General features: G+C 60.7%; 17 protein-coding genes. 7 read left to right on the forward strand and 10 right to left on the reverse strand.

Translation table 11 applies throughout. The features are described 5' to 3' along the window. The first annotated feature begins 156 nt into the window (after positions 1-156). The 4 genes from JFT63_RS15550 to JFT63_RS15565 all read left to right on the forward strand — a co-directional run bounded on the left by JFT63_RS15550 (position 157) and on the right by JFT63_RS15565 (position 6,640). Positions 157-2,556, forward strand: a complete 2,400-nt coding sequence (locus JFT63_RS15550; protein WP_198844254.1) for a hybrid sensor histidine kinase/response regulator — start codon at positions 157-159, stop codon at positions 2,554-2,556. A gap of 68 nt (positions 2,557-2,624) precedes the next feature. Continuing rightward, positions 2,625-4,277, forward strand: coding sequence for an acyl-CoA dehydrogenase family protein (locus JFT63_RS15555; protein WP_198844255.1), 1,653 nt, complete (start codon positions 2,625-2,627; stop codon positions 4,275-4,277). 183 nt (positions 4,278-4,460) lie between these two features. Further along, positions 4,461-5,933, forward strand: coding sequence for an AMP nucleosidase (gene amn / locus JFT63_RS15560; RefSeq protein WP_167346940.1), 1,473 nt, complete (start codon positions 4,461-4,463; stop codon positions 5,931-5,933). Positions 5,934-6,004: 71 nt separating this feature from the next. Then, on the forward strand, positions 6,005-6,640 hold the full coding sequence (locus tag JFT63_RS15565; RefSeq protein WP_057703227.1) for a pseudouridine synthase: 636 nt from the start codon (positions 6,005-6,007) through the stop codon (positions 6,638-6,640). Here the strand turns inward: JFT63_RS15565 and JFT63_RS15570 are convergent. Both JFT63_RS15570 and JFT63_RS15575 read right to left on the reverse strand, forming a co-directional pair. Then, positions 6,635-6,844: a DUF2788 domain-containing protein gene (locus JFT63_RS15570; RefSeq protein WP_025858220.1), complete on the reverse strand. Its 210-nt coding sequence runs from the start codon at positions 6,842-6,844 to the stop codon at positions 6,635-6,637. The genes JFT63_RS15565 and JFT63_RS15570 overlap by 6 nt on opposite strands. A 228-nt stretch (positions 6,845-7,072) precedes the next feature. Beyond that, the gene (locus JFT63_RS15575) at positions 7,073-7,552 is read right to left on the reverse strand and encodes an Lrp/AsnC family transcriptional regulator (protein ID WP_003194418.1); all 480 of its coding nucleotides are present in this window, start codon (positions 7,550-7,552) and stop codon (positions 7,073-7,075) included. 425 nt (positions 7,553-7,977) lie between these two features. On the opposite strand from JFT63_RS15575, the gene JFT63_RS15580 reads away from it, so the two are divergent. Further along, entirely contained in the window at positions 7,978-8,934 is a 957-nt protein-coding gene (locus JFT63_RS15580; RefSeq protein ID WP_198844256.1) for a DUF6515 family protein, read from the forward strand. On the opposite strand, the gene JFT63_RS15585 is transcribed toward JFT63_RS15580, so the two are convergent. Together JFT63_RS15585 and JFT63_RS15590 are read right to left on the reverse strand one after the other, a co-directional pair. After that, positions 8,931-9,824, reverse strand: a complete 894-nt coding sequence (locus JFT63_RS15585) for a cation diffusion facilitator family transporter (RefSeq protein ID WP_057703229.1) — start codon at positions 9,822-9,824, stop codon at positions 8,931-8,933. The two genes, JFT63_RS15580 and JFT63_RS15585, sit on opposite strands and share 4 nt — an antisense overlap. Positions 9,825-9,833: 9 nt before the next feature. Continuing rightward, positions 9,834-10,253 (reverse strand): hypothetical protein, encoded by a 420-nt coding sequence (locus JFT63_RS15590; RefSeq protein WP_057703230.1) that lies wholly within the window; start codon positions 10,251-10,253, stop codon positions 9,834-9,836. Between the two features lie 253 nt (positions 10,254-10,506). On the opposite strand from JFT63_RS15590, the gene hrpB reads away from it, so the two are divergent. Continuing rightward, on the forward strand, positions 10,507-13,017 hold the full coding sequence (gene hrpB / locus JFT63_RS15595; RefSeq protein ID WP_198844257.1) for an ATP-dependent helicase HrpB: 2,511 nt from the start codon (positions 10,507-10,509) through the stop codon (positions 13,015-13,017). A gap of 85 nt (positions 13,018-13,102) precedes the next feature. On the opposite strand, the gene JFT63_RS15600 is transcribed toward hrpB, so the two are convergent. The 4 genes from JFT63_RS15600 to JFT63_RS15615 all read right to left on the reverse strand — a co-directional run bounded on the left by JFT63_RS15600 (position 13,103) and on the right by JFT63_RS15615 (position 18,857). After that, the gene (locus JFT63_RS15600; protein WP_198706950.1) at positions 13,103-14,059 is read right to left on the reverse strand and encodes a TauD/TfdA family dioxygenase; all 957 of its coding nucleotides are present in this window, start codon (positions 14,057-14,059) and stop codon (positions 13,103-13,105) included. 31 nt (positions 14,060-14,090) lie between these two features. Further along, on the reverse strand, positions 14,091-14,828 hold the full coding sequence (locus JFT63_RS15605) for a TSUP family transporter (RefSeq protein ID WP_198844258.1): 738 nt from the start codon (positions 14,826-14,828) through the stop codon (positions 14,091-14,093). A 296-nt stretch (positions 14,829-15,124) separates the two neighbouring features. Then, entirely contained in the window at positions 15,125-17,581 is a 2,457-nt protein-coding gene (locus JFT63_RS15610) for a membrane-bound PQQ-dependent dehydrogenase, glucose/quinate/shikimate family (RefSeq protein WP_198844259.1), read from the reverse strand. A gap of 373 nt (positions 17,582-17,954) precedes the next feature. After that, positions 17,955-18,857 (reverse strand): GntR family transcriptional regulator, encoded by a 903-nt coding sequence (locus JFT63_RS15615; RefSeq protein WP_057703234.1) that lies wholly within the window; start codon positions 18,855-18,857, stop codon positions 17,955-17,957. A 190-nt stretch (positions 18,858-19,047) separates the two neighbouring features. Between JFT63_RS15615 and JFT63_RS15620 the strand changes: the two genes are divergently transcribed. Next, positions 19,048-19,803, forward strand: a complete 756-nt coding sequence (locus JFT63_RS15620; RefSeq protein ID WP_186559446.1) for a hydroxypyruvate isomerase family protein — start codon at positions 19,048-19,050, stop codon at positions 19,801-19,803. A gap of 3 nt (positions 19,804-19,806) precedes the next feature. Here the strand turns inward: JFT63_RS15620 and JFT63_RS15625 are convergent, their stop codons facing one another. Both JFT63_RS15625 and JFT63_RS15630 read right to left on the reverse strand, forming a co-directional pair. Beyond that, positions 19,807-20,895 (reverse strand): endonuclease/exonuclease/phosphatase family protein, encoded by a 1,089-nt coding sequence (locus JFT63_RS15625; RefSeq protein ID WP_186559448.1) that lies wholly within the window; start codon positions 20,893-20,895, stop codon positions 19,807-19,809. Positions 20,896-20,936: 41 nt separating this feature from the next. Next, positions 20,937-21,596, reverse strand: coding sequence for a YciC family protein (locus tag JFT63_RS15630; RefSeq protein ID WP_198844260.1), 660 nt, complete (start codon positions 21,594-21,596; stop codon positions 20,937-20,939). Positions 21,597-21,666 lie beyond the last annotated feature (70 nt).

Below are 21,666 nucleotides of genomic sequence, written 5' to 3' on the forward strand. Positions count from 1 at the left end.
GATTTAGAGCCTTTCAAAAAAATAGTTCAATGGTGTCCAATGGCCTCTAATGGCTATGCTAAAGTGCATTCAAACAACTTACTGTATCGCCGGTGTACGTCTTCTCAAAAGGATGGGGGGCTTTTGACATAACCGGACAGGCCACGCTGGGGCTCTATGCGCTATTTGCTGATCTTTATATTGTGCGGGCTACCCTTGCTCGCCGGCGCCGTCGAGTTCAACCAGGACACGCGAAGCCTGCCGTTGGGCCGGGTCATGCAAGTGCTTGAAGATCCAACCGACGCCCTCACCATCGCCGATGTCAGTTCCCCCGCCTACGCCGCCCAGTTCAAGACCCATGACAAAACCACCCTCAACGCCGGCTATTCGCGCTCGGTGTTCTGGCTCAAGGTCGACCTGCATTACACCGCCCAGGACGCCCGCGCACCGCGCACCTGGTTTCTGGAGCTGGCTTACCCGCCGCTCAATCGCCTGGACCTGTACCAGAGCGACGGCACCGGGCACTACCGCCTGAGCGCCCGCACCGGCAGCGCCTTGCCGTTTTCCAGCCGTGAGGTGAGCCAGAGCAATTACCTGTTCAAGCTCAACTTCCTGCCCGACCAGCAACAAACCGTCTACCTGCGCTTGCAAAGCCAAGGCTCGATCCAGGCGCCGTTGACGCTGTGGGCGGGCACGGCGTACCTGGAAGAGCAACCGCTGCGCTTGTATGTGCTCGGGGCTATTTATGGTGTGTTGCTGGGTATGCTGATCTACAACCTGTTCATTTACCTCAGCGTGCGCGACACCAGCTACCTCTATTACATTCTCTATATTGCATCGTTCGGCTTGTACCAGCTGTCGGTCAATGGCGTCGCGGTGCAGTACTTCTGGCCCGACAACCCGTGGTGGGCGAATGCGGCGGTGCCGTTCCTGATCGGTTCGGCGGCATTGTTCGGCAGCCTGTTTGCCCGCAGCTTCCTGCATACCGCGCAGCACAGCCGTTGGATCGACCGGATCCTGCTGGCGCTGGCGGCCTGCGGCGGCGTGGTGATGGCGCTGGCGCTATTGACCAGCTACGCCGTGGCCCTGCGCCTGGCCACCGGCCTGGCCCTGGTGTTTACCGTGACCATCTTTGTCGCCGCGATCAAGGCCTGGTACTGCGGGCAGCGCATGGCGCGCTACTTCATTATTGCCTGGTCGGCATTCCTGCTGGGTGGGGTGGTCAATACGCTGATGGTGCTGGGCTACCTGCCCAACGTGTTCCTGACCATGTACGCCAGCCAGATCGGCTCGGCCATTGAAGTGGCGCTGCTGTCCCTGGCCCTGGCCGACCGCATTAACGGTATGCGCGAACAGCAGGCGCAGATCCTCCTTGACGCCAGCCAGAAGCTCGAAGCGCTCAACCAGCAACTGGCCCGCAGCAACCGCCTCAAAGATGAATTTCTCGCCACCCTGACCCACGAACTGCGCACGCCGATGAACGGAGTAATTGGTTCCCTGGAACTGATGCAGACCGTGCCGTTGGGCGAGGACCTGGCGCAGTACCAGCAAACCGCCGCGGGCTCGGCGCGGGACATGATGCGCATGGTCAACGGTATCCTCACCCTGACCGAGTTGCAGGCCGGTCGCATGACTGCCCAGCCGCAAGCGTTCAGCCTGCGCAGTGTGCTCGACACCTTGCGCCAGCAGTTCACTCCCAGCGCGCAGAGCAAGGGCCTGGCGTTTTCCATTGATGTTGCCGATGAGTTGCCGGACCGGCTGATCGGCGATGCCGACAAACTGCTCCAGTGCCTGGATTGCCTGCTGGACAATGCCTTCAAATTTACCCAACTCGGCGCTGTGCGCTTGCGCGTGGTCGGGGTACCCGAAGGGGAGGATGCATTGCACCTGAGCTTTATTGTCACCGACACCGGTATCGGCTTTGCCTTTCTCGACGAGGCCACGCTGTACCAGCGCTTCTTCCAGCTGGATGGCTCGATGACCCGCGAGTACGGCGGCCTGGGCATTGGTTTGGCGATTTGCCGGCAGTTGATCGAGCTGCTGGGTGGGCGCCTGACCCATCATTCGGAACCGCGCAAGGGCAGCCGTTTCCAGTTGGAGCTCGACGTCCGCGCGGTGCCTGCGCAGGCCAGGCCGAACGGGCAAAACCAGCTCAGGCAACGTGCGCCCCAGGATTGCACGGTGTTGCTGGTGGACGACAACAGCGTCGGCCAGTTGGCGGTGCGAGGCATGTTGCTCAAACTCGGCTACCGGGTGAAAACCGTGGATAGCGGCCCGGCGGCACTGGCGGCATTACAAGGCAATAGCTTCGATGCCGTGCTGCTCGACGTGCCCGAGGGCGGCTTCTCGTTGTGCTGTCAGATTCGTGCATTGCCCGACTGCGGCGAGTTGCCGGTGATCGCCTTGAGTGGCTCAAGTGATGGACCAGAGCGTGAACGCTGCCATGGCATCGGCATGACCGATCGTCTGGCCAAGCCCGTACGATTCGAAGCCTTGCAGGCGGTACTGGAGCGCCGCGTGTTGCGCTTGGGTGAGGGCGAAAGCGCCGGGCATTCGGCGGGTATGCCACTGTTTTAAGCGTGAGGTCGGTGCTTAACTGAATTCAAGGCCCCTCTTTCACGTGGCCTTTTTCCAGGAGGCCCGTCATGAACCTGCATCAGTTTGCCGAAACCCACGACGTCACCAATCAGCCACCGTCCCTGGACGGCACCAACCTGTATCGCATCGACTTGCCTTTGCAGGAATGGTCACGCCGCTTTGGCGCCGGCTGGGCCCAAGCGCGAATTGATGCCTACGGCGCGCTGGCTGGTGGGCCGTTGATGGAAGCCGGGTTCCTGGCCAACCAGAACAAGCCGGTGTTCAGCAGCCATGACCGCTATGGCCATCGCATCGACCTGGTGGAGTTTCATCCGGCTTATCACGAACTGATGCGCACCGCCGTCGAGCATGGCCTGCCGTCGCTGCCCTGGGCGCATCCGCAGTCCGGCGCCCATGTGGCCCGTGCGGCAATGACCTACCTGCACAGCCAGGCCGAGGCCGGCACCGGTTGCCCGCTGACCATGACCTTCGCCTGCGTCCCGGCCCTGCGTCTGCAACCGGACCTGGCAGATCGCTGGTTGCCGAAAATCCTCGCTACCCAATATGACCCACGCAACGTCGGCATTGCCCACAAGGCCGGCGCCACCATCGGCATGGCCATGACCGAGAAGCAAGGTGGCACCGATGTGCGGGCCAACACCACCCGCGCTTATCCGGTGGGCGCCGGTGGGCCCGGCCAGGCCTATGAGCTGGTGGGCCACAAGTGGTTCTGCTCGGCGCCGATGTGCGACGGCTTTCTGACCCTGGCCCAGACCGACAAGGGCCTGACCTGTTTCCTGCTGCCCCGGCACCGACCGGACGACACGCGCAACGAGTTCTATATCCAGCGCTTGAAGAACAAACTCGGCAACTGCTCCAACGCGTCCAGCGAAGTGGAGTTTCGCGGCGCCCTGGCCTGGATGGTCGGTGAAGAAGGCCGCGGTGTGCCGACCATCATCGAGATGGTTGCCATGACCCGCTTCGATTGCATGGTCGGCTCCAGCGCCTTGATGCGCCAGGCACTGACCCAGGCCAGCCATCACTGCGCCCACCGCCTGGTCGGTGGCCGCGTGCTCAACCAGCAGCCGCTGATGCAGAACGTGCTGGCCGACCTGGCATTGGAGAGCGAAGCGGCCCTGGCCTTGAGCCTGCGCATGGGGCGCGCGCTGGATCATCTTGATGATGAACAGGAAGCCAAGTTCGCCCGGCTGGTCACGGCGGTGGGCAAGTATTGGATCTGCAAGCGTGCGCCGGCGATGATCAACGAAGCTGCCGAATGCATGGGCGGGGCCGGGTATGTGGAAGACAGCATCCTGCCGCGTCTTTACCGTGAGGCGCCGGTGAACTCGACGTGGGAAGGCTCCGGCAATGTGCAATGCCTGGACGTGCTGCGTGCGTTGTCCAAAGAGCCGGGCGTGCTGGAGGTGCTGTTTGTGGAGCTGGGGGATGGTCATGGCGACAAGCAGCTGGCGCGGCAGATCGAGCAACTGAAGTCGGCGTTTATGGATACCCAGGACATCCAGTATCGGGCGCGGCAACTGACCGAGGATATTGCCGTGGCGTTGCAGGCCAAGTTGCTGTTGGAGGCGGGCAATGCGGCGGTCAGTGACGGGTTTATCGCCAGCCGGTTGGGTGAGTCGTCGGGGCGGGTATACGGCACCCTGCCGCGTGGCGTCGACGTGGAAGCAATTGTCGCCCGCTCAACCCCGCAATCCCTCTGAATAAACACAATCAAATGTGGGAGCTGGCTTGCCTGCGATAGCGGTGGTCCAACCAGCAATTATGTAGCGGATAGACCGCTATCGCAGGCAAGCCAGCTCCCACCTATAAACGCATTCCATTTCTGGTGTTTCGGTGAGGCCGGGATACAGGCAAGATAAAGGCCTGCAAGTCCAGAACACAGGATGCTTACCGTGACCGAAGCTTTTGTTGTCGTTAAAACCGCCGAAGAAGCCGTGGACCGGCTGGCGGCTCTGCATGAGCAAGCCACCGGCGCGCTCAATCAAGCCCTTAAGCAATACCTCAAGGACCGCGTCGAACCCGACGCCGCTCAACGCGCACTGTTTCGCTACCCGGAACTGCGCCTGACCTACCACTGCCACGGCGAAGTCCCACAGACCACCCGTGCGTATGCCAAGGTGCAGTTGCCCGGTACCTACAGCGTCACCGTCACCCATCCCGGCGCGTTTCGTAAGTACCTGCTGGAGCAGTTGGTGCCGCTGATGCACGACTTTACCGTCACGGTGGAAGTGGGCGTCAGCCAGCAGAACATTCCCTACCCGTACGTGGTGGAGCAGGGCGATGAACTGGCCGGCTCCGGCGTCACCGCCGCGACCCTGGCCCGCGTATTCCCCAGTACCGACCTGTCCGCCGCCACCGACGGCATTGCCGACGGCCTGTATGACTGGGAAAACACCGACCCGCTGCCCCTGGCCCTGTTCGACGCGGCGCGCGTGGACTTTTCCCTGCGCCGCCTGGTGCATTACACCGGCAGCGATTGGCGCCATGTGCAGCCGTGGATCCTGCTGACCAACTACCACCGCTACGTGGACCAGTTCATCCTGCACGGCCTGGAACAATTGCGCAGCGACCCGCGGTTTATCCGCATGGTGCTGCCGGGCAACGTGGTGATCGACAAGAGCATGGACCACGGCGAAGCCTCGGCCATTGCTGCAGGTGTGGTGTGGCACCGCTACCAGATGCCGGCGTATCACCTGCAAGCCAGTGACGGCCATGGCGTGACCCTGGTGAACATCGGCGTGGGCCCCTCCAACGCCAAGAACATCACCGACCACCTGGCCGTGTTGCGCCCGCATTGCTGGCTGATGATCGGCCACTGCGGCGGCCTGCGCCAATCCCAGACCATCGGCGACTACGTACTGGCTCACGCCTATATGCGCCGCGACGGGATTCTGGACCGTGTGGTACCGCCGAACATCCCGATCCCGGCCCTGGCCGAAGTGCAGCTGGCGCTTCAGCAAGCGGCGGCGAAAGTCACCGGCGAAAAAGGCGAAGAGCTGAAAAAACGCCTGCGCACCGGTACCGTGCTGACCTACGACGACCGTAACTGGGAGCTGCGCTGGGCCCAGGAGCGGCCGCTGATCAACCTGTCTCGCGCCGTGGCCGTGGACATGGAAAGCGGCACCATCGCCGCCCAGGGTTACCGTTTGCGCGTGCCTTACGGCACCTTGTTATGCGTATCCGACAAGCCGCTGCACAGCGAGATCAAGCTGCCGGGTTCGGCCAACGCGTTCTATGAGCGTGCGGTCAGCCAGCACTTGAAAATCGGCATTGAGGCGGTCGACCTGTTGCGCACCGAACTCAATTCGTTGCACTCGCGCAAACTGCGCAGCTTCGACGAACCGCCGTTCCGCTAAGCGGTTGGGATGGTCATTTGGCGGTCAGGCCACTAGCATTGTCGGTCCTGACCGTTAGATGTTCCTTTGCCATGTCCCGTCCTACCCGTCCCGATTCGCGCCGCCCAGGCGTGAAACCTTCGCACTCTGCCGCTCGCCGCGTTGCCAAGGCGCCACCGGCCGAGCCGAAGCTGATCCTGTTCAACAAGCCGTTCGATGTGCTGACCCAGTTCAGCGACGAAGGCGGGCGCGCGACCCTCAAGGATTTTATCGATATTCCGGGCATCTACCCCGCCGGGCGCCTGGACCGTGACAGTGAGGGCTTGCTGCTGTTGACCAACGACGGTCAGCTCCAGGCGCGCATCGCCGATCCCAAGCACAAGCTGGCGAAAACCTACTGGGTGCAGGTGGAAGGCGAACCGACTGAAGAACAGCTGCAACGCCTGCGCGATGGCGTCGAACTGAACGACGGCATGACCTTGCCTGCCGAGGCCCGGCTGCTGGATGAGCCGGCGTTATGGCCGCGCAACCCGCCGGTACGCTTTCGCAAAAGCGTGCCCACCCATTGGCTGGAATTGGTGATTCGCGAAGGGCGCAACCGTCAGGTACGGCGTATGACCGCAGCGGTGGGCCTGCCGACGCTGCGCCTGGTGCGTGTACGCATTGGTGACTGGTCTATCGACGGCCTGGATCAAGGCCAATGGAAAGCAGTACCGGCGCGCTTATAAGGCGCCGGATTCAATCAGGCCGATCACTACGCTCTTGATGATGAACGCGGCCACACCCAGGCCCAGTACGAAAAACAGGATGAACGAACCAAAGCGCCCGGCCTTGGATTTCTTTGCCAGGTCCCAAACGATAAAGCCCATGAAAATAATCAGGAGGGTGACCAGGCCGGTCATCATCCATTCTTCAAAGAGGGCGGGGTCGATGTTGTTCATGGGGCTCTTCCGGCAAGACAAGCGAGCAGTATACGACAGCGTTACAGACGCAACATTGACCTGAGTCGAAGCACAATCCAAATGTGGGGGGCCTGATGCCATTGTAGGAGCGAGCTTGCTCGCGAAAAATTCACAGACGCCGCGTTCATTCAAGGGGCACGCGTTATCGTTAACGTTTTTCGCGAGCAAGCTCGCTCCTACAGTTGAACATCGTTGTTCTCAGGTGCGCAGGTGGGTCAGGGGCAGTTCGGTGCTGTTGAGCACCTGATTCAGCACGAAGCTGGAACGCACGCTGGTCACCCCTTCAATGCGGGTCAGATGGCCCAGCAGCAGTTTCTGATAATGGTCCATGTCCGGCACCACCACCTTCAACTGATAGTCCGCATCCATGCCGGTCACCAAACTGCATTCCAGCACTTGCGGCAGGGTGCGGATGGCGGCTTCGAAATTCTCGAAGCGCTCCGGTGTGTGACGGTCCATGCCGATCAGCACATAGGCTGTAAGGCTCAGGCCGAGCATCTTGCGATCCAGCAAGGCGACCTGGCGGGCGATATAGCCGTCGTCTTCCAATTGCTTGACCCGGCGCGAGCAGGGCGAAGGCGACAGGCCGATGCGTTCGGCCAGCTCCTGGTTGGAGATCCTCGCGTCGCGCTGCAATTCCGCCAGAATACTCAGGTCGTATCGGTCAAGCTTGCTCATTGGGTTAGCCTTTGTCGTAACTATTGCGGTGAATTATCCATGAAGGGTTAAAAATTGCGCAAGCACTGTTTATTGACGCAATCTTCGCAATCATCTGCCCGCTCGGCACGCCTATGATTACCAACAGAATCACCGCCTGGACAACAGTCCACAGCAACGCGCCCAATCAGGCCCGTTGCGGCCGCCGCCCCAGCAGGGTTGAGCCGGCCTCCAGGCTGCACACTGTCCACAAGACGGCGTGAGGTGAGCCAACGTCAAAAGCGTTGAGCACGGACGAGATTCTCAAGGGGTGGCCGACGGGTCACCCCTTTTTCTTTGTGCGCGTTGCCTTCAGAAAATAGTTCTCGTGACTGATAACCTGTCTCAGAACCGGGCGAGGCTTTTCCAGTCTCATGATCAAGCCCCAATCCGCAGTGAGGAAAAGCATGAAGAGCATCTGGCGTATGGCAGGTGTTGGTTTGCTGGTGGTCAGCATCGGCTCCCAGGCGATGGCCGACGAACGCGATAACTCACCGGGCCAGGGGCAACGGCCTGAGCACAATCAGCCACGCCCACCAAACCCGCAGGGTGAACGTGGCGGCCAGCACGAGGGTGGCCAATGGCAAGGTCGGCCTCAAGGCCATGAGCCGGGGCGACCTGCGCCGCAAACTTCCAATAACCTGCCGATCCAGGGCCGGCCCGATACCGTGCGCCAGACCCAGGAGCCGCGCCAGGGTTATTACCGTGATATTCCCAGACGCGCCGATGACAACAGGCATTGGGAGGCCGGCGGCCCCGGCTCGCGTCCGGGTTACGATCGCCCCGGTGATAATCGCTGGCCAGGACGCCCCGACGGGCATGGCAATGGCTGGGGCCCGGGCCCGCAGCATCGCCCTGGTTATGTCATCGACCGTTTCCCGGACCGCAATTACCGCGTGCCTTACCGTGGCCAGGACTACTTCTTCTCCGGCGGCTACTGGTATCGCCCCCAAGGCCCGCGCTACGTGGTGGTGACGCCGCCCTATGGCATCCGCGTGCATTACCTGCCCGACTACGCGCGTGAAGTGTGGGTCGGGGGCTCACTGTTGTTCCTCGCCGCTGGCGCGTATTACGCCTATGAGCAAAGCACCCAGCAATACGTGGTGGTGCAGCCGCCGGCGCAAGTGCCATCACCCCAGCCAGCGCCGCAAGGCAACGGTTATGACGTAGTGGCATACCCGGCCAACGGCCAATCCCCGGCCCAGGTGCAGCAGGACGGCTACGACTGTTATCGGTGGGCGGTGCAACAAAGTGGCTTCGACCCGCGCACCGTCACCTACGCCCCGGACCCTGCGGTAGTACAAACCTATCGCCAGGCTCAGGGCAACTGCCTGGGCAGTCGTGGGTATCAGGTGCAGTACTAGGTTTTATTGCCGGTGACCACTTCCCGCGGGTCGGCGTGCACCAGCACTTCGGCCTTCGGGTATTCCCGGTGAATGGCATCGGCGGCCTGGTCGCTGATGCCGTGGGCCACCGACAGCGTCAACTCGCCCGGCAACTCCAGGTGCAACTGCACAAACCAGTGGTTGCCGGAAACCCGCGTGCGCAAGTCGTGGGCCCCCAGCACGCCGGGTACGCCACGGGCCAGTTCCAGCATGTGCTGGCTGACATCCGGCGGTAGCTCTTCGTCCATCAACACCGCAAAGCTTTCCCGGGCGATCTGGATCGCGCTCCACAGAATGTAGGCGGCGATACCCAGGCCAAACCAGGCATCGACCTGATGAAAGCCAAAACCGGCCAACACCAGCGCAATCAGGATGCTGCCATTGAGCAGCAAGTCTGAGCGGTAATGCAGCGAGTCGGCGCGCACCGCGTTGGAGCCGGTCTCGCGCACCACGCGGTGTTGCAGCACCAGCAAGGCCACGGTCAGTGCCAGCGACAACACAATCACGCCAATGCTCAGCCACGGCGCGCCGACCGGCTCCGGATGCTTGAGCCGTTCATAGGCCTGGAGCGCAATCAGCACCGCACTGCCGGCGATAAACAAGGCTTGGGCCATACCCGCCAGCGACTCTGCCTTGCCATGCCCATAACGGTGATCGTCATCGGCCGGGCGCAAGGCGTAATGCACGGCCAGCAGATTCAGCAACGACGTCACACCGTCGAGCAACGAGTCGGTCAGCCCGGCGAGCATACTCACCGAGCCGCTGAGCCACCAGGCGATGGCCTTGGTGATAATCAGCACACAGGCCACGGCCACTGAGGCGCGGGTGGCCAGGCGCAAGAGCCGGGCGTGTTCGGGGCTGCTGGTCATGAGCTGTCCTTACGCGGCGGGTTGCAGGCCCAGGGACGCAAGTTGCTGCACGCTGCCCTTGAACTGGATCAGGCGCGGGTCGTCCAGCGGCAAGGTGCGGCCGGTTTCCTTCTCAATGATGCTTTGCAGCTTGGCATTGTCGACCTTGCCGTCGGCGCCGATGGCTTCGTGCAGTTTCTCCGGCGCGACCTGGGCGGTCTTGCCCGGTTCGTAATAGATGGCGCCGGTGGCGAAGTCGACCCCAAACGCGATCAGGCCGGGGATTACGTAGAACAGCAGGCCGACGGCATCAAGCACGGCAATGGCCGGATCGATCTTGCCGTCGATCTGACCACGGCGGTCGGGGTAGAAAATCGAGCCGCAGGCGGTGAGTTGGCTCAGCAGGGTAACGGCGAGGACACCGCCGATGACGCGAGAAGCGATACGCATGAAAAAGTCTCCTGAACATGTTTAAGGGTGACTATAAGCCAGATCGGCCAGACGCCGATGATCCAATGTGGGAGCTGGCTTGCCTGCGATTGCGACGGTTCAGGAAATACAGCGGCAACTGTCACACCGCTATCGCAGGCAAGCCAGCTCCCACCTTCGACTGCATTCACAGTGCAAAGCGTGGGTGTTTTTAAGACCCGCATCGGCACTCGGCAGTTCGCCGTTATACTCGCCGCTCTGCTTTGGAGCCAGTATGAATTCGTTGCCGATCGATGATGTTTTACCCGCCCTGCGTGACGCCTTGGCGCATCGCCATGAAGCCGTGCTGGAAGCGCCGCCCGGTGCCGGTAAGACTACCCGCGTGCCCTTGGCTTTGTTGAATGAACCGTGGCTCGCCGGGCAAACCATCCTGATGCTCGAACCCCGGCGCCTGGCCGCGCGTGCTGCTGCCGAGCGGTTGGCCAGTGAGCTGGGTGAAAAGGTCGGTGAGACCGTGGGCTACCGCATTCGCCTGGACAGCAAAGTCGGCCCCAACACGCGTATCGAGGTGGTGACCGAAGGCATCCTCACCCGTCGCCTGCAGGACGACCCGGCGCTGGACGGCGTGGGCCTGTTGATTTTCGACGAGTTCCACGAGCGCAGCCTCGACGCCGACCTGGCGCTGGCCCTGAGCCTTAACGGGCGCGAGCTGTTTCGCGACGAGCAGCCGCTGAAGATCCTGTTGATGTCGGCCACCCTCGAAGGCGAGCGCCTGGCGGGCTTGCTGGATGACGCGCCGATCCTGCGCAGTGAAGGGCGCATGTTCCCGGTGCAAATGCGCTGGGGGCGGCCCTTTCAGGCCGGGGAGTTTATCGAGCCGCGCGTGGTGCAAACTGTCCTTGAGGCCCTGCATGACGAGACCGGCAGTGTGCTGGTATTTCTGCCGGGGCAAGCGGAGATTCGCCGGGTCAACCAGCAACTGGCCGAGGCCTTGGGTGATCGCCCTGATGTGCTGTTATGCCCGTTGCACGGTGAGCTGGACCTCAACGCCCAGCGCGCCGCCATCGACCCGGCGCCGGCCGGCAAGCGCAAAGTGGTGCTGGCTACTAACATCGCCGAGACCAGCCTGACCATCAACGGCGTACGCGTGGTGATCGACGCCGGGCTGGCGCGGGTGCCGCGCTTTGACCCGGGCAGTGGCATGACGCGCCTCGACACCCAGCGCATCTCCCGCGCCAGCGCCACCCAGCGCGCCGGTCGGGCAGGGCGGCTGGAACCGGGGGTGTGTTATCGGTTGTGGTCCGAAGACCAGCATGACGGTCTGGCCGCTTATGGCAGCGCGGAAATCCTCGCCGCCGATCTGGCGGGGCTGGCCTTGCAACTGGCCCGTTGGGGCGTGACGCCCAGCCAGTTGGTGTGGCTGGACATCCCACCGACTGCCGCCTATGCCCAGGCTCAGGATTTGTTGCAACGCCTCGGCGCATTGAACGACGAAAACCTCACCGCCCATGGTCAGAAAATGGCCGAGTTGCCGGCGCACCCACGTATCGCTCATCTACTGCTACGCGGGCAAGACCTGGGGCTCGCCGCCACCGCCTGTGACGTGGCGGCCCTGTTGGGCGAACGCGACATCCTGCGCGGCGGCGGCGCCGACTTGCACAGCCGCCTGGCGCTGATGTCCGGCGAGGAGCGTGCACGCGGCACCCAGGGTGGCGTGCAGCGCGCCAAGCAACTGGCCCGGCAATACCGTGGCTACCTGCGCGGCAAGGCGACCCAGCCGGTGGACAATCCCGACCACCCGCGCTGGCTCGGCGCCTTGCTGGCACTGGCCTACCCGGACCGCGTCGCCCAGCAACGCCGCCCCGGTGGCGCTGAATATCGCCTGGCCAATGGCCGCGCAGCGCTGTTTGCCGAAGCCGACAGCCTGATGAAACAACCCTGGCTGGTGATCGCCGATTTGGGCAGCCGCCAGGGCCAGCGCGAAGAACGCATCTACCTGGCGGCGGATTTTGACCCGACGCTGTTCGACACGGTGCTGGCCGAGCAAGTGCGCAACGTCGACCAACTCGACTGGGACGAACGCGAAGGCGTCTTGCGCGCCGAGCGCCAGCGCAAAGTCGGTGAACTGGTGCTCAGCCGCGAGCCCCTGACCGGCCTTGACGAATCCGCTCGCAGCCAGGCGCTGGTCAACCTGGTGCGCCGCAAAGGCCTGGAACTGCTGCCCTGGACGCCGGAGCTGCGTCAGTGGCAAGCCCGTGTGATGCTGCTGCGCCAACTGGATACCGGCAACACCAGCGAGTGGCCCGACCTCAGCGACAAGGCCCTACTGGCCAGCCTGGAGCATTGGCTGATGCCTTACCTGGGCAAGGTCTCGCGCCTCAGCCATTTCGCCAATCTGGATATTTCCAGCTACTTGCACAACCTGCTGCCCTGGCCCTTGCCCCAACGCCTGGAAGAACTGGCGCCGCAGCATGTGAAAGTGCCGTCGGGGTCGTCGGTACGCCTGGACTACAGCGAGCAGCCGCCGATTCTGGCGGTGCGCTTGCAGGAACTGTTCGGGCTGGCAGACACCCCGCGCATTGCCGGCGGGCGCCTGGCCGTGAAGTTGCACCTGCTGTCCCCGGCGCGGCGGCCGGTGCAGGTCACGCAGGATCTGGCGAACTTCTGGCGCAGTACCTACGCCGAGGTGAAGAAGGATCTCAAGGGGCGCTACCCCAAGCATTACTGGCCGGATGACCCGTTGGTGGCTGAAGCAACGGCGCGAATCAAACCCAGAAAGCCTTGAGTATCAGTAACGCCCCAGTCTTTTTTGATGACTGGGGGGTTACCTGAAAGGGTGTAATCACCGCAAGAAGGTTGCCTTGAAGGACTTAAAGCGCTTCAAGTGCGCTATCGAATTGCTTATGCGCGTTCAGCAACGACTGGCTCGATTGAGCGTGGATGCCGCAGGTGTACTCGATGAACGAATGTTCGGCCGTTTCAGACTGGGCGATATTGTAGTTCTGAAAGGGCAGCATGGCCCTGCGCACCGGTGACTGATCCAGGATGTTCTTGAATGTGGTGCTTGTATCATCGGCGATCCACAGCCTTCTGACTTTTCTCTGCTGGTTGCCATCGACGAACTTATGCCGTGCATGGAGGACCCGCAGGTTATCCATCACCAGAATATCCCCCGGCTCAAGGCTGACAGGGGTGATGTAGTGCTCGTTGGTGGAGTAGTGGGTCTGGATGTATTTGAACGCAGCGTTGGCCCACTCGGGGATAAACGCGGTGCTGTCGTACCGGTAGCGAATTCTTAACTTTTGGTCGTCGATCTTTTCGAAGACGGCGCAATCGATGGACAACAAATCGTCGCGGCAGTAGGTGACACTGCCGCTGGTCATCAATATGTTTAACGTCTCGGTATTATTGGCAAGCAAGTCGTTGTAGATTTTCTGCCCATCCACCAGGAAGTTGTCGCCGCCAAATTCAGGCTTTGAAACGCACTGAAGAATGACAAACTTGGGGGGCGTGATTTTTTTCGCCGTGCCCTCGACGTAGGCGATGCCATTCAAGAATGATCCATCGGTATGCGGGAAAAAATCGCTCGACAGTTCACCATGATAATCATCCTTGAACCGTTGCCAGTCCTTGTTGATCGGTTCGCCACCGCCCACCACACCATGTTCATCGGACTTGGTATGAAACTGAATCAGCCCGAACTTTCCGGCGGCCTCTCTAAAGGCTTCCAGAGAGTGGTCTCGAGGTTTGATGATGCAATAGCCATGCTCTTTCAGAAAGCTCGAGATTTCTTGGGTCTCAAAAAAATCAAACTTACGTGTGCTCATTTCACGCTCCTTGTTTTATTGGAAGAACTTTTTATAGGCGGTTGAAAAAATGATCGAAGATCATCTTCAAACCAAAAAACGTCACCCCTGCCTTTAACAGCATTGCGCCGACACGCTGCGATATACGGTCTCTGAGAAAGCCGCCCAGGTAAGAACCCAATGTGGAGGCGGTAATCATGATGATGATCAGGTTGGCGTAATCCATGAACGCAAAACCTGCAATCACAAAGGCGGCGACCTTGAGCCCGTGCAGTACGCTCATTTGCATGGCGTGGGTGACAATGACTTCGTTTTTATTAATATTCATCTTCATCAGGATGGGCTGCGATATCAAACCGGTTACGGCCACGAACAGCGAAAGGAAAGTTTGAAAGAAGCCCACCAGGGCAAAGTTTTTAAATATAAAACCCAGGCGCGCGACGATCTTGGTCCACGTGATGGCCAGAATGAAGACGCCGAGAATCAGTGATAAGTATTGCTCGGGGAATTTGCCGATGAAGAAGTAGCCGATGAAGGCGCCGACCAGGCAACCTATTACGTATTTGGGCAGGATTTCCACTTTTGCACTTTTGAAGTCAAACGCGAATCGACTGGCGTTGCTGACCATTTGAATCAAACCGTGAACCGGTACGACCGCAGAGATAGGGATAAATTGAGGCATGACCGCCAGCAGTCCAATCCCGCCGCCCACACCAATGGCAGCCGTCATGAATGAAGTGATAAAACTGACGCCCACCAATAGATACAAACCATCAGAAAGTTCGAGCATTATTAATTCCTGTCCCATTTTATAAAGTATAAAACGTATATATCGATGCGCTGGCTTCTCACGGGGTGAATAAGCCGGGCGCAATCGCCTGCGAGCGCGCTGAGAGTCAGGCGCTTTAAAACTTGCGTAGAAGTGAGTGTTGAAGCGTGTTTAAAGGGCAGCCGTGATAGTCGTTACTTGTAACCTTCCCGCAATAAGTAATGAGAACTGCATCACGCCAGACGCTACGCCATGACTTACGGGATAGAACATGTCTACCCATATGGTCATAGCGAGCCTCTCAAACAGCACGCGATTTATTGCGCGGGCAAGGCCCAGGCGATGATGCTGTCGCCCAACTTGGTTGGGATCCGGTCATGACCGCCAACCACCGCCACGACGTACTGTCGACCCTGGCTCATGTAGGTCAAGGGCGACGCCTGATTGCCTGCCGGAAGGCGCTCTTCCCAGAGCAGTTCGCCCGTTTCGCTGTTGTAAGCCCGCATGAACCGGTCGATAGCGGCACCGATGAACGTCACGCCGCCGGCGGTTGTCACGCCCGTTGCATCACTCGGTGTACCGATTTCGAAGCGCATCCGGGAGGCGATCCCCCAAGGTCCACTGTCATAGCCTGTGCCGAACGGGCGACTCCACACGACATCGCGAGTGCGCAGGTCGATACCGGCGATAAAGCCCCAGGGCGGCGCAATGCAAGGCTGGTCAAGGGATGACATCCACGGATCTTTAATCGCGCCGTAAGGCAAACCGGCCTGGACGCGAAAGCCCTGGGCATTGCCCGGCGACTCCTGGAACGACTTGGCATTGATGGCATCGAGTTCTTCGCGAGGCACCAGCCCCTGCATATAAGGGAGGCGCTGGTTATTGATGATCAGCAGCCCTCGCTTGAGGTCTACCATCACCCCGCCCCAGTTCAAGCCGCCATGATGGCCGGGGAAGATCAGACTTTGCTGGCCCACGACCGGCGGAGTGAAGATTCCTTCGTAGCGTGCCTGGCGAAATTCGAGGCGACATTGCATCTGATCGAAAGGCGTCAGGCCCCAGGCGTTGGCTTCGGTCAGTACTTCCGGTGTTTTCGATGGGCGCCCCATGGTGCTCGGCATATCGGGGGACAGTGGTTGGGTGGCTGCGGTGTAGTCGCCCGGGGCGGTGCCCTGTGGAACGGGAGCTTGCACGACATCTACCAGCGGTTCGCCGGTGGCGCGGTCAAGCACGAACAACTGGCCGGATTTGGTCGCCTGAATCACGGCCGGGCGTGGCCCGGTAGCCGTCGGAAAATCAATCAGGCTGGGTTGCGGGCTCAGGTCGTAGTCCCATAGATCATGGTGGACTGTCTGGAAGTGCCAGCGGACCTTACCGGTGGTGGCGTCCAGTGCGACCAAAGAAGAGCTGAACGTGTCTTCTTGTTCTGTGCGGGTGCCGCCATAGAAATCGCCCGCTGCGTTGCCGGTGGTGACATACACCAGGCCCAGTTCATCGTCGGCCGACAGCGGTGCCCACGAGTTGGGGGTGCTGAGGGTGTAGGTCTCGTTGTCACGCGCGGGGGCGTTGCTGTCTGGCCGGCCCAAATCCCAGGCCCACTTCTGTTTGCCGGTCACTGCATCGTAGGCGCGTACCACGCCCGAGGGGGCAGGGCGCACATCCGAGTCGAGTACTCGGCCACCGGTGATCACCACTCCGCGAATGACCAGAGGGGCAGATGTGATGCCGGTCGAGCCTTTTCTGAAGGTGCCCAGCCCGTCTTTCAAATCCGCAAAACCTGCGTTGCCGAAGTCGGGGCACGCCTGGCCGGTCAGGGCGTCTACCGCGCCGAGGCGAATATCATTGGTGCCCCAAATGATGCGCGAGGCGCACAAGCCACTGGCATTGGGGACTTCGAAATAAGAGACACCACGGCAATAGGCACCGCCATTGGCGAAGTAGTCCGGGTCGACTTTGGAGTCGAATCGCCAGTTCTCCTTCCCGGTAGTGGCATCCAGGGAAATGATGATTTGCTTGGGGGTGCAGGTGTAGAGCGAGTTACCCACCTTGATCGGCGTGGCTTCGTTCAAGTACTTGGTTTTCTCACCGGGTTGCTTCACGTCGCCGTGGTGGTATTCCCAGGCTTTGACCAGGCCCGACACATTCGAAGGCGTGATTTGCGACGCGGCTGAATAGTGGTTGCCCAAGTTGGAGCCTGCATAAGCGGTCCAGTTGGTCTCGGTGTGTGACGCGGCAATATTGCCGTCTGGAGAGGCCACGGTACTGCGGCTGAACGTTGCGGTGGGGCGTGTGGTGGCGAGCGCCGAGTCGGCAAGGTGAACGCTTTTCGGGAAGAACAGCGGCACCAGGATGGTAGCCCCCATCACCAGCGGCAGCACACCCATGATGGTGAAGTAATGACTTTTTCTGGCGTTGACAAAATCACGCCGTACCACGGGCCAGAACGCCAGGAACGGCACGCTGAGAACCGCCAGCCACGCCAGGCGTGGAATATAGGCCCAGCCATCGTAACCAGACTCCCACACCGCCCAGGCATAGGTGGCCACAGAGGCCGCGCCATAAAGGTAGAGGCCGAGGGGCTTTTTCAGGCCCATGAGGATGGCCGATAACAACAGCGCGGTGCCCATCATCGCGTAATAGGGTGACCCGCCTGCGGCCATCAGCACGCCGCCTTTATAGGCCAGCATCACGCCTAGCAGGGCAACCACTGTGTTGTACCCCCCGAACAGGAGGTTTGAGACTCCCGCTGCGCTACCCAACGTCCTTTCGTTCATGGCAACCATCCCTGTGCGATTTCGATGCGGATCCGTGTCCGAGCGGCGCGCATGATTGCCTATTGTTGTAACGAAATACAATATGTAGTGAAAAAATTAACTGTTTGGTGATTTTTTTGTATTGTGTTTCGATTAGAAACAATTGTGCTAGGCTGATTGGCCCTTTATCGGGCGGGGGATGGCGAAGCTGCGGCACTGGCGTAATGCCGTGCAGTTAAGCGTATAGCGCCCTCTGTAGGAGCGAGCTTGCTCGCGAAAAACATCAACGATAACGCGTGTTTCCTGTTTTAACGCGGCGCCTGTGATTTTTTCGCGAGCAAGCTCGCTCCTACAAAAAGCCTTAAAACGCACGGCATTACGCCAATGACGTGCTCTAGATTTGGCTTTCTTCTGGCACTGCGCGTTGATCAGTCTTGAGTCGACCGACTTGATCCAAGTGGCGCCAGAGAAACTGTGCGGCTTCTTCACGCCGATCAGACTCGATGAGGTCGAGCAAATGGATGTGTTCCTGGCATTGCGCCTTAAGACGCGTGCGATCGATGTTGGCCTTGTAGCCCATAAAGCGCCTGAGCTGATTCTGGTGGCGTATGGCGTCGATGAAAAAAACATTGCCGGAACACTGCACGATCATTTCGTGAAACTGAGCGCCCACCTGGAACAGTTGCGCGCGGGACAGGGTCTGGATCTCGCCGTCGATCAGGGCCTGTTGCTGTTGCCTGGCCTGCGCAAACGCGGCGTGATTGACCTGATAACCCGGCTCAAGCAGCGCCGCCGGTTCGATGGCCATCCGGAAACGGTAGCTTTGAATGTGCGCCTGCGTGTTATGCACGAAGTCCTTGAGGCCCCACCCTTGGCCCGGCTTACGCTCCACCATCGCTTCGCTGGCCAGCCGGTTCAGCACCTTGAGCAACTGCCCCCGCGGCACCTCGTAACGCCGCAACAACTGCGCTTCGAAAAAGTGCGCAGGTATTTCACCGCCCAGAATGTCATCGACCACACGCAGGTAAAAGTCCTCGAAAGGATCGCTCGCGCACGGCACTGCGGCCTCCTGAATCTGCCCGGCACCTTGTTTGAGGAAGTAGCCACGATTGGGCTCTTGAATGGCAAGGTCCCATTCGGCGAGCAAGGCAAAAACCCGCCGAATCGGCGAGCGCGACACCCCGAGCGCTTGGGCAAAGGTCTGCTCGCGCAAGGGCTCACCGGCTTTCATCGAACGGGCGCGAACCAGGTCGATGACGCGGGGGGCCAACTGCAGGGCGAGGTCTTTCTTGATCACAGGTTCTATTCCGAATGGTTAGCTTCAGTCCGTTCCCGTCGGGGCAGATGCCCCCACCGCACTGGAGTGGGAAAATACCATACGAAGAGCATGAGTATTTGCACTGACCACTTTCGATAGCGTGGCGCTGGAGCCGCGAAGGAGGCTCCAGGCTGATGATTTGTTTATTCCCAGGATGGATAGGTACCCAATGCTCAAATTCAATGCTCACCTCGGTTTTCAATTCAACGAATTGCCTTTTCTGCAACGCATCGAAGCCGCGGCCGCTGCCGGTTTCAGGGCAGTGGAGTTCCCGTCCCCCTATGAATTCGACGCCAGCCTGCTCGCCGACCACCTGGCCCAATACAACCTGCCGTTGATTCAGTTCGCGGCGCCGGCGGGTGTGACCAAAGGCATCGCTGCCTTGCAGGGCAAGGAGCAGGAATTTCGCGATGGGCTGCGCGAAGCGGCCCGCTATGCGAAGGCGCTGAACTGCTCGGATGTGCACATCATGTCGGGCGTGACCACGCCTCAGGATGAGAGCGCGGTTGCCTACACCAATAACCTGGAATACGCGGTCAAGTACCTCGAAGATCAGGGTTTGCGAACGCTGATTGAAGTGATCAGCCCGCAGGCGATGCCAGGCTATTACCTGTCTGACTTCAGCAAGGCCCAGCAGGTGCTGGAAACCTTTACGAGTGTCGGGCTGATTCTGGACCTTTACCATGCCCAGCTGTTGACCGGCGACGCCGCCGGGGTGCTGGCGCAGTTTTACGACAGGACCGTCCATGTACAAATCGCCGACAACCCGGGGCGTCATGAGCCGGGCACCGGGACTATGGACTTTGCTGGCTTGTTCGCGGCGCTGGAGCAGCGTGGCTACCGGGGATGGATCGGCTGTGAATACCGCCCATCCGGCACCACGGTTGCCAGCCTTGAGTGGCTTAAGCCGCTGCTGAAACCCTAGGGCTTATTGCGCGGCAGGCAGCAGGAAGCGGGCGATCACCGGCAGGTGGTTGGAAATGCGCAACGTATCTTCCTGGCGCACCTTGGCTTCCACGCGTTTGATCCGCGAGCTGTAGAACAGGTAATCCAGCGTGCGATCCGGGCCATCAAGGCCTGGATCGTTGGGGAAGTGCGTCAGCCATTTCTCACGGTCGATGCCACTGGATTGGCTGTTGCTGGGGATCATCGGGTATTTGTCCCACAGCAGATGCAACTCACTGTCCGGCGAATACTGGCCACGCTTGCCAGCGTCCAGGCGCAGGAACTGGCCCAGTGGCAGCAGGTTGAAATCCCCGCCAATCAACCAGGGGGTGCCGCGACCTTCGAGTTTATCCAACAGTTTTACCGTACTCGTCACTTGCTCACGCACGGCACTGCGCCCAGGCGCACCGGCGTCCAGGCGGGTGTTGAGCACCGCCAGTTGGCCTCCGTCGCTCAAGGGCAGATACGTCAGCAGCAGGGCCGGCTTGGGTTGGAACTGACGGCTGATGAAGTTGGCATCGGCGGTTGGCAGTTGCAGGCGTTCGGCGTGTTCGATCTGGTAGCGGCTGAGCGTAGCGAGCTTGCGCCCCACGCTACCGAAGATGTGCAGGCTGGGCACAAAGTCGGCTTTCCAGTCGAAGGCCTGGGCGCTGCACGGGTAGAGGTCGACCAGACGCTCCTGCAACAGTGCAAGCTGGTCCTGATAGTGGGACGGTTTGGCGCCTTCATCGATTTCCTGCAACAGCAGGATGTCGGGTTGTTCGTCGCGGATCACCCGCGCCACTTCGTCGAGGCTAAAGGCCATGTCTTCGACGGTGGGGCGATCGTCCGGGCCGCTGCCGTCCGGGGTGTCGTACCAGAACACGTAGTTCTTGCCGGCCAGGTATTGCACATTCCAGGTCATGACTTTGAGCGCCTGCCCCGGCAGCAGCGTCGGCGCGCGGGGTGCCACGCAGCTGACGGGCAGGGTTTCTTTGTCGGCGGGGCGCCAGGTCAGGCTGTAGATCAGCGCCGCCAGCAGGCCGGCGATGACCAACAGGCTCAACAGGGTGATGCGCAATAAACGGGTCATCGGCTCGGCTTATATGCGTGTCAGAGGAGGCACGGAGCATATCACCGCGCGTCGGCGTCGCCACCGATCAACATGAATAAACGGAACAGCACCACGCTGGTAAACAACTGCAAAAAGCTGTGGGCGCTGTCCATCAGCAGCCCCAGCAGCGGCGCGGGCTCGGGATACGCCGCCACGCTGGCGCCCTTGAGCAGCCACAACGGCGTCATCACGCACAGCAGGCATACCAGGATCCGCCAGAAATGCCCTCGGGTCAGGCGAAAACTCTCCTTCATCGCCGCCAGCGCCGGCATACCGCGCAGCACCAGCAGGTATTCGGCAAACGCCAGCACCACCATCAGCCATAAGCCCGGCAGGAAATACAGCGACAGCCCCAGCAGAATCAGCAAGGTGCTCATCGCCGTCAGCAGGGCAAAACGCGGCCACAGGCTCAGGGCCATGGCCCATACATCCTTGGTGCGCGGCGATTCGCCCCGGGAGCGGGCGTCGAGAAACAGGATCAAGGCGCCGGTGTACAGCGGGTACACCAATAAACCCACGACCACGCTGTAGCCGGGAAACGCATCCGGGCCCAGCGTGTGGTCCAGTATTTGTTGCAGCAGGGCTTCGAGGATCACCAGCGGCAGGCACAACTGCACGATGGCGCCCAGGTTGCGCTGGGTAAAACGCAAGGAGTCGCGCAAAACGTCTAACGGATTCATCAGGGTCATCACAGGCCTGGAAGCAGAGGGCCACACTTTAACCGATCAGGGTCCAGGGGGCGCAAACGTA

This window comes from Pseudomonas sp. MF7453 (genome assembly GCF_016405455.1).
In the GTDB taxonomy this organism is placed as follows: Bacteria; Pseudomonadota; Gammaproteobacteria; order Pseudomonadales; family Pseudomonadaceae; genus Aquipseudomonas; species Aquipseudomonas paralactis.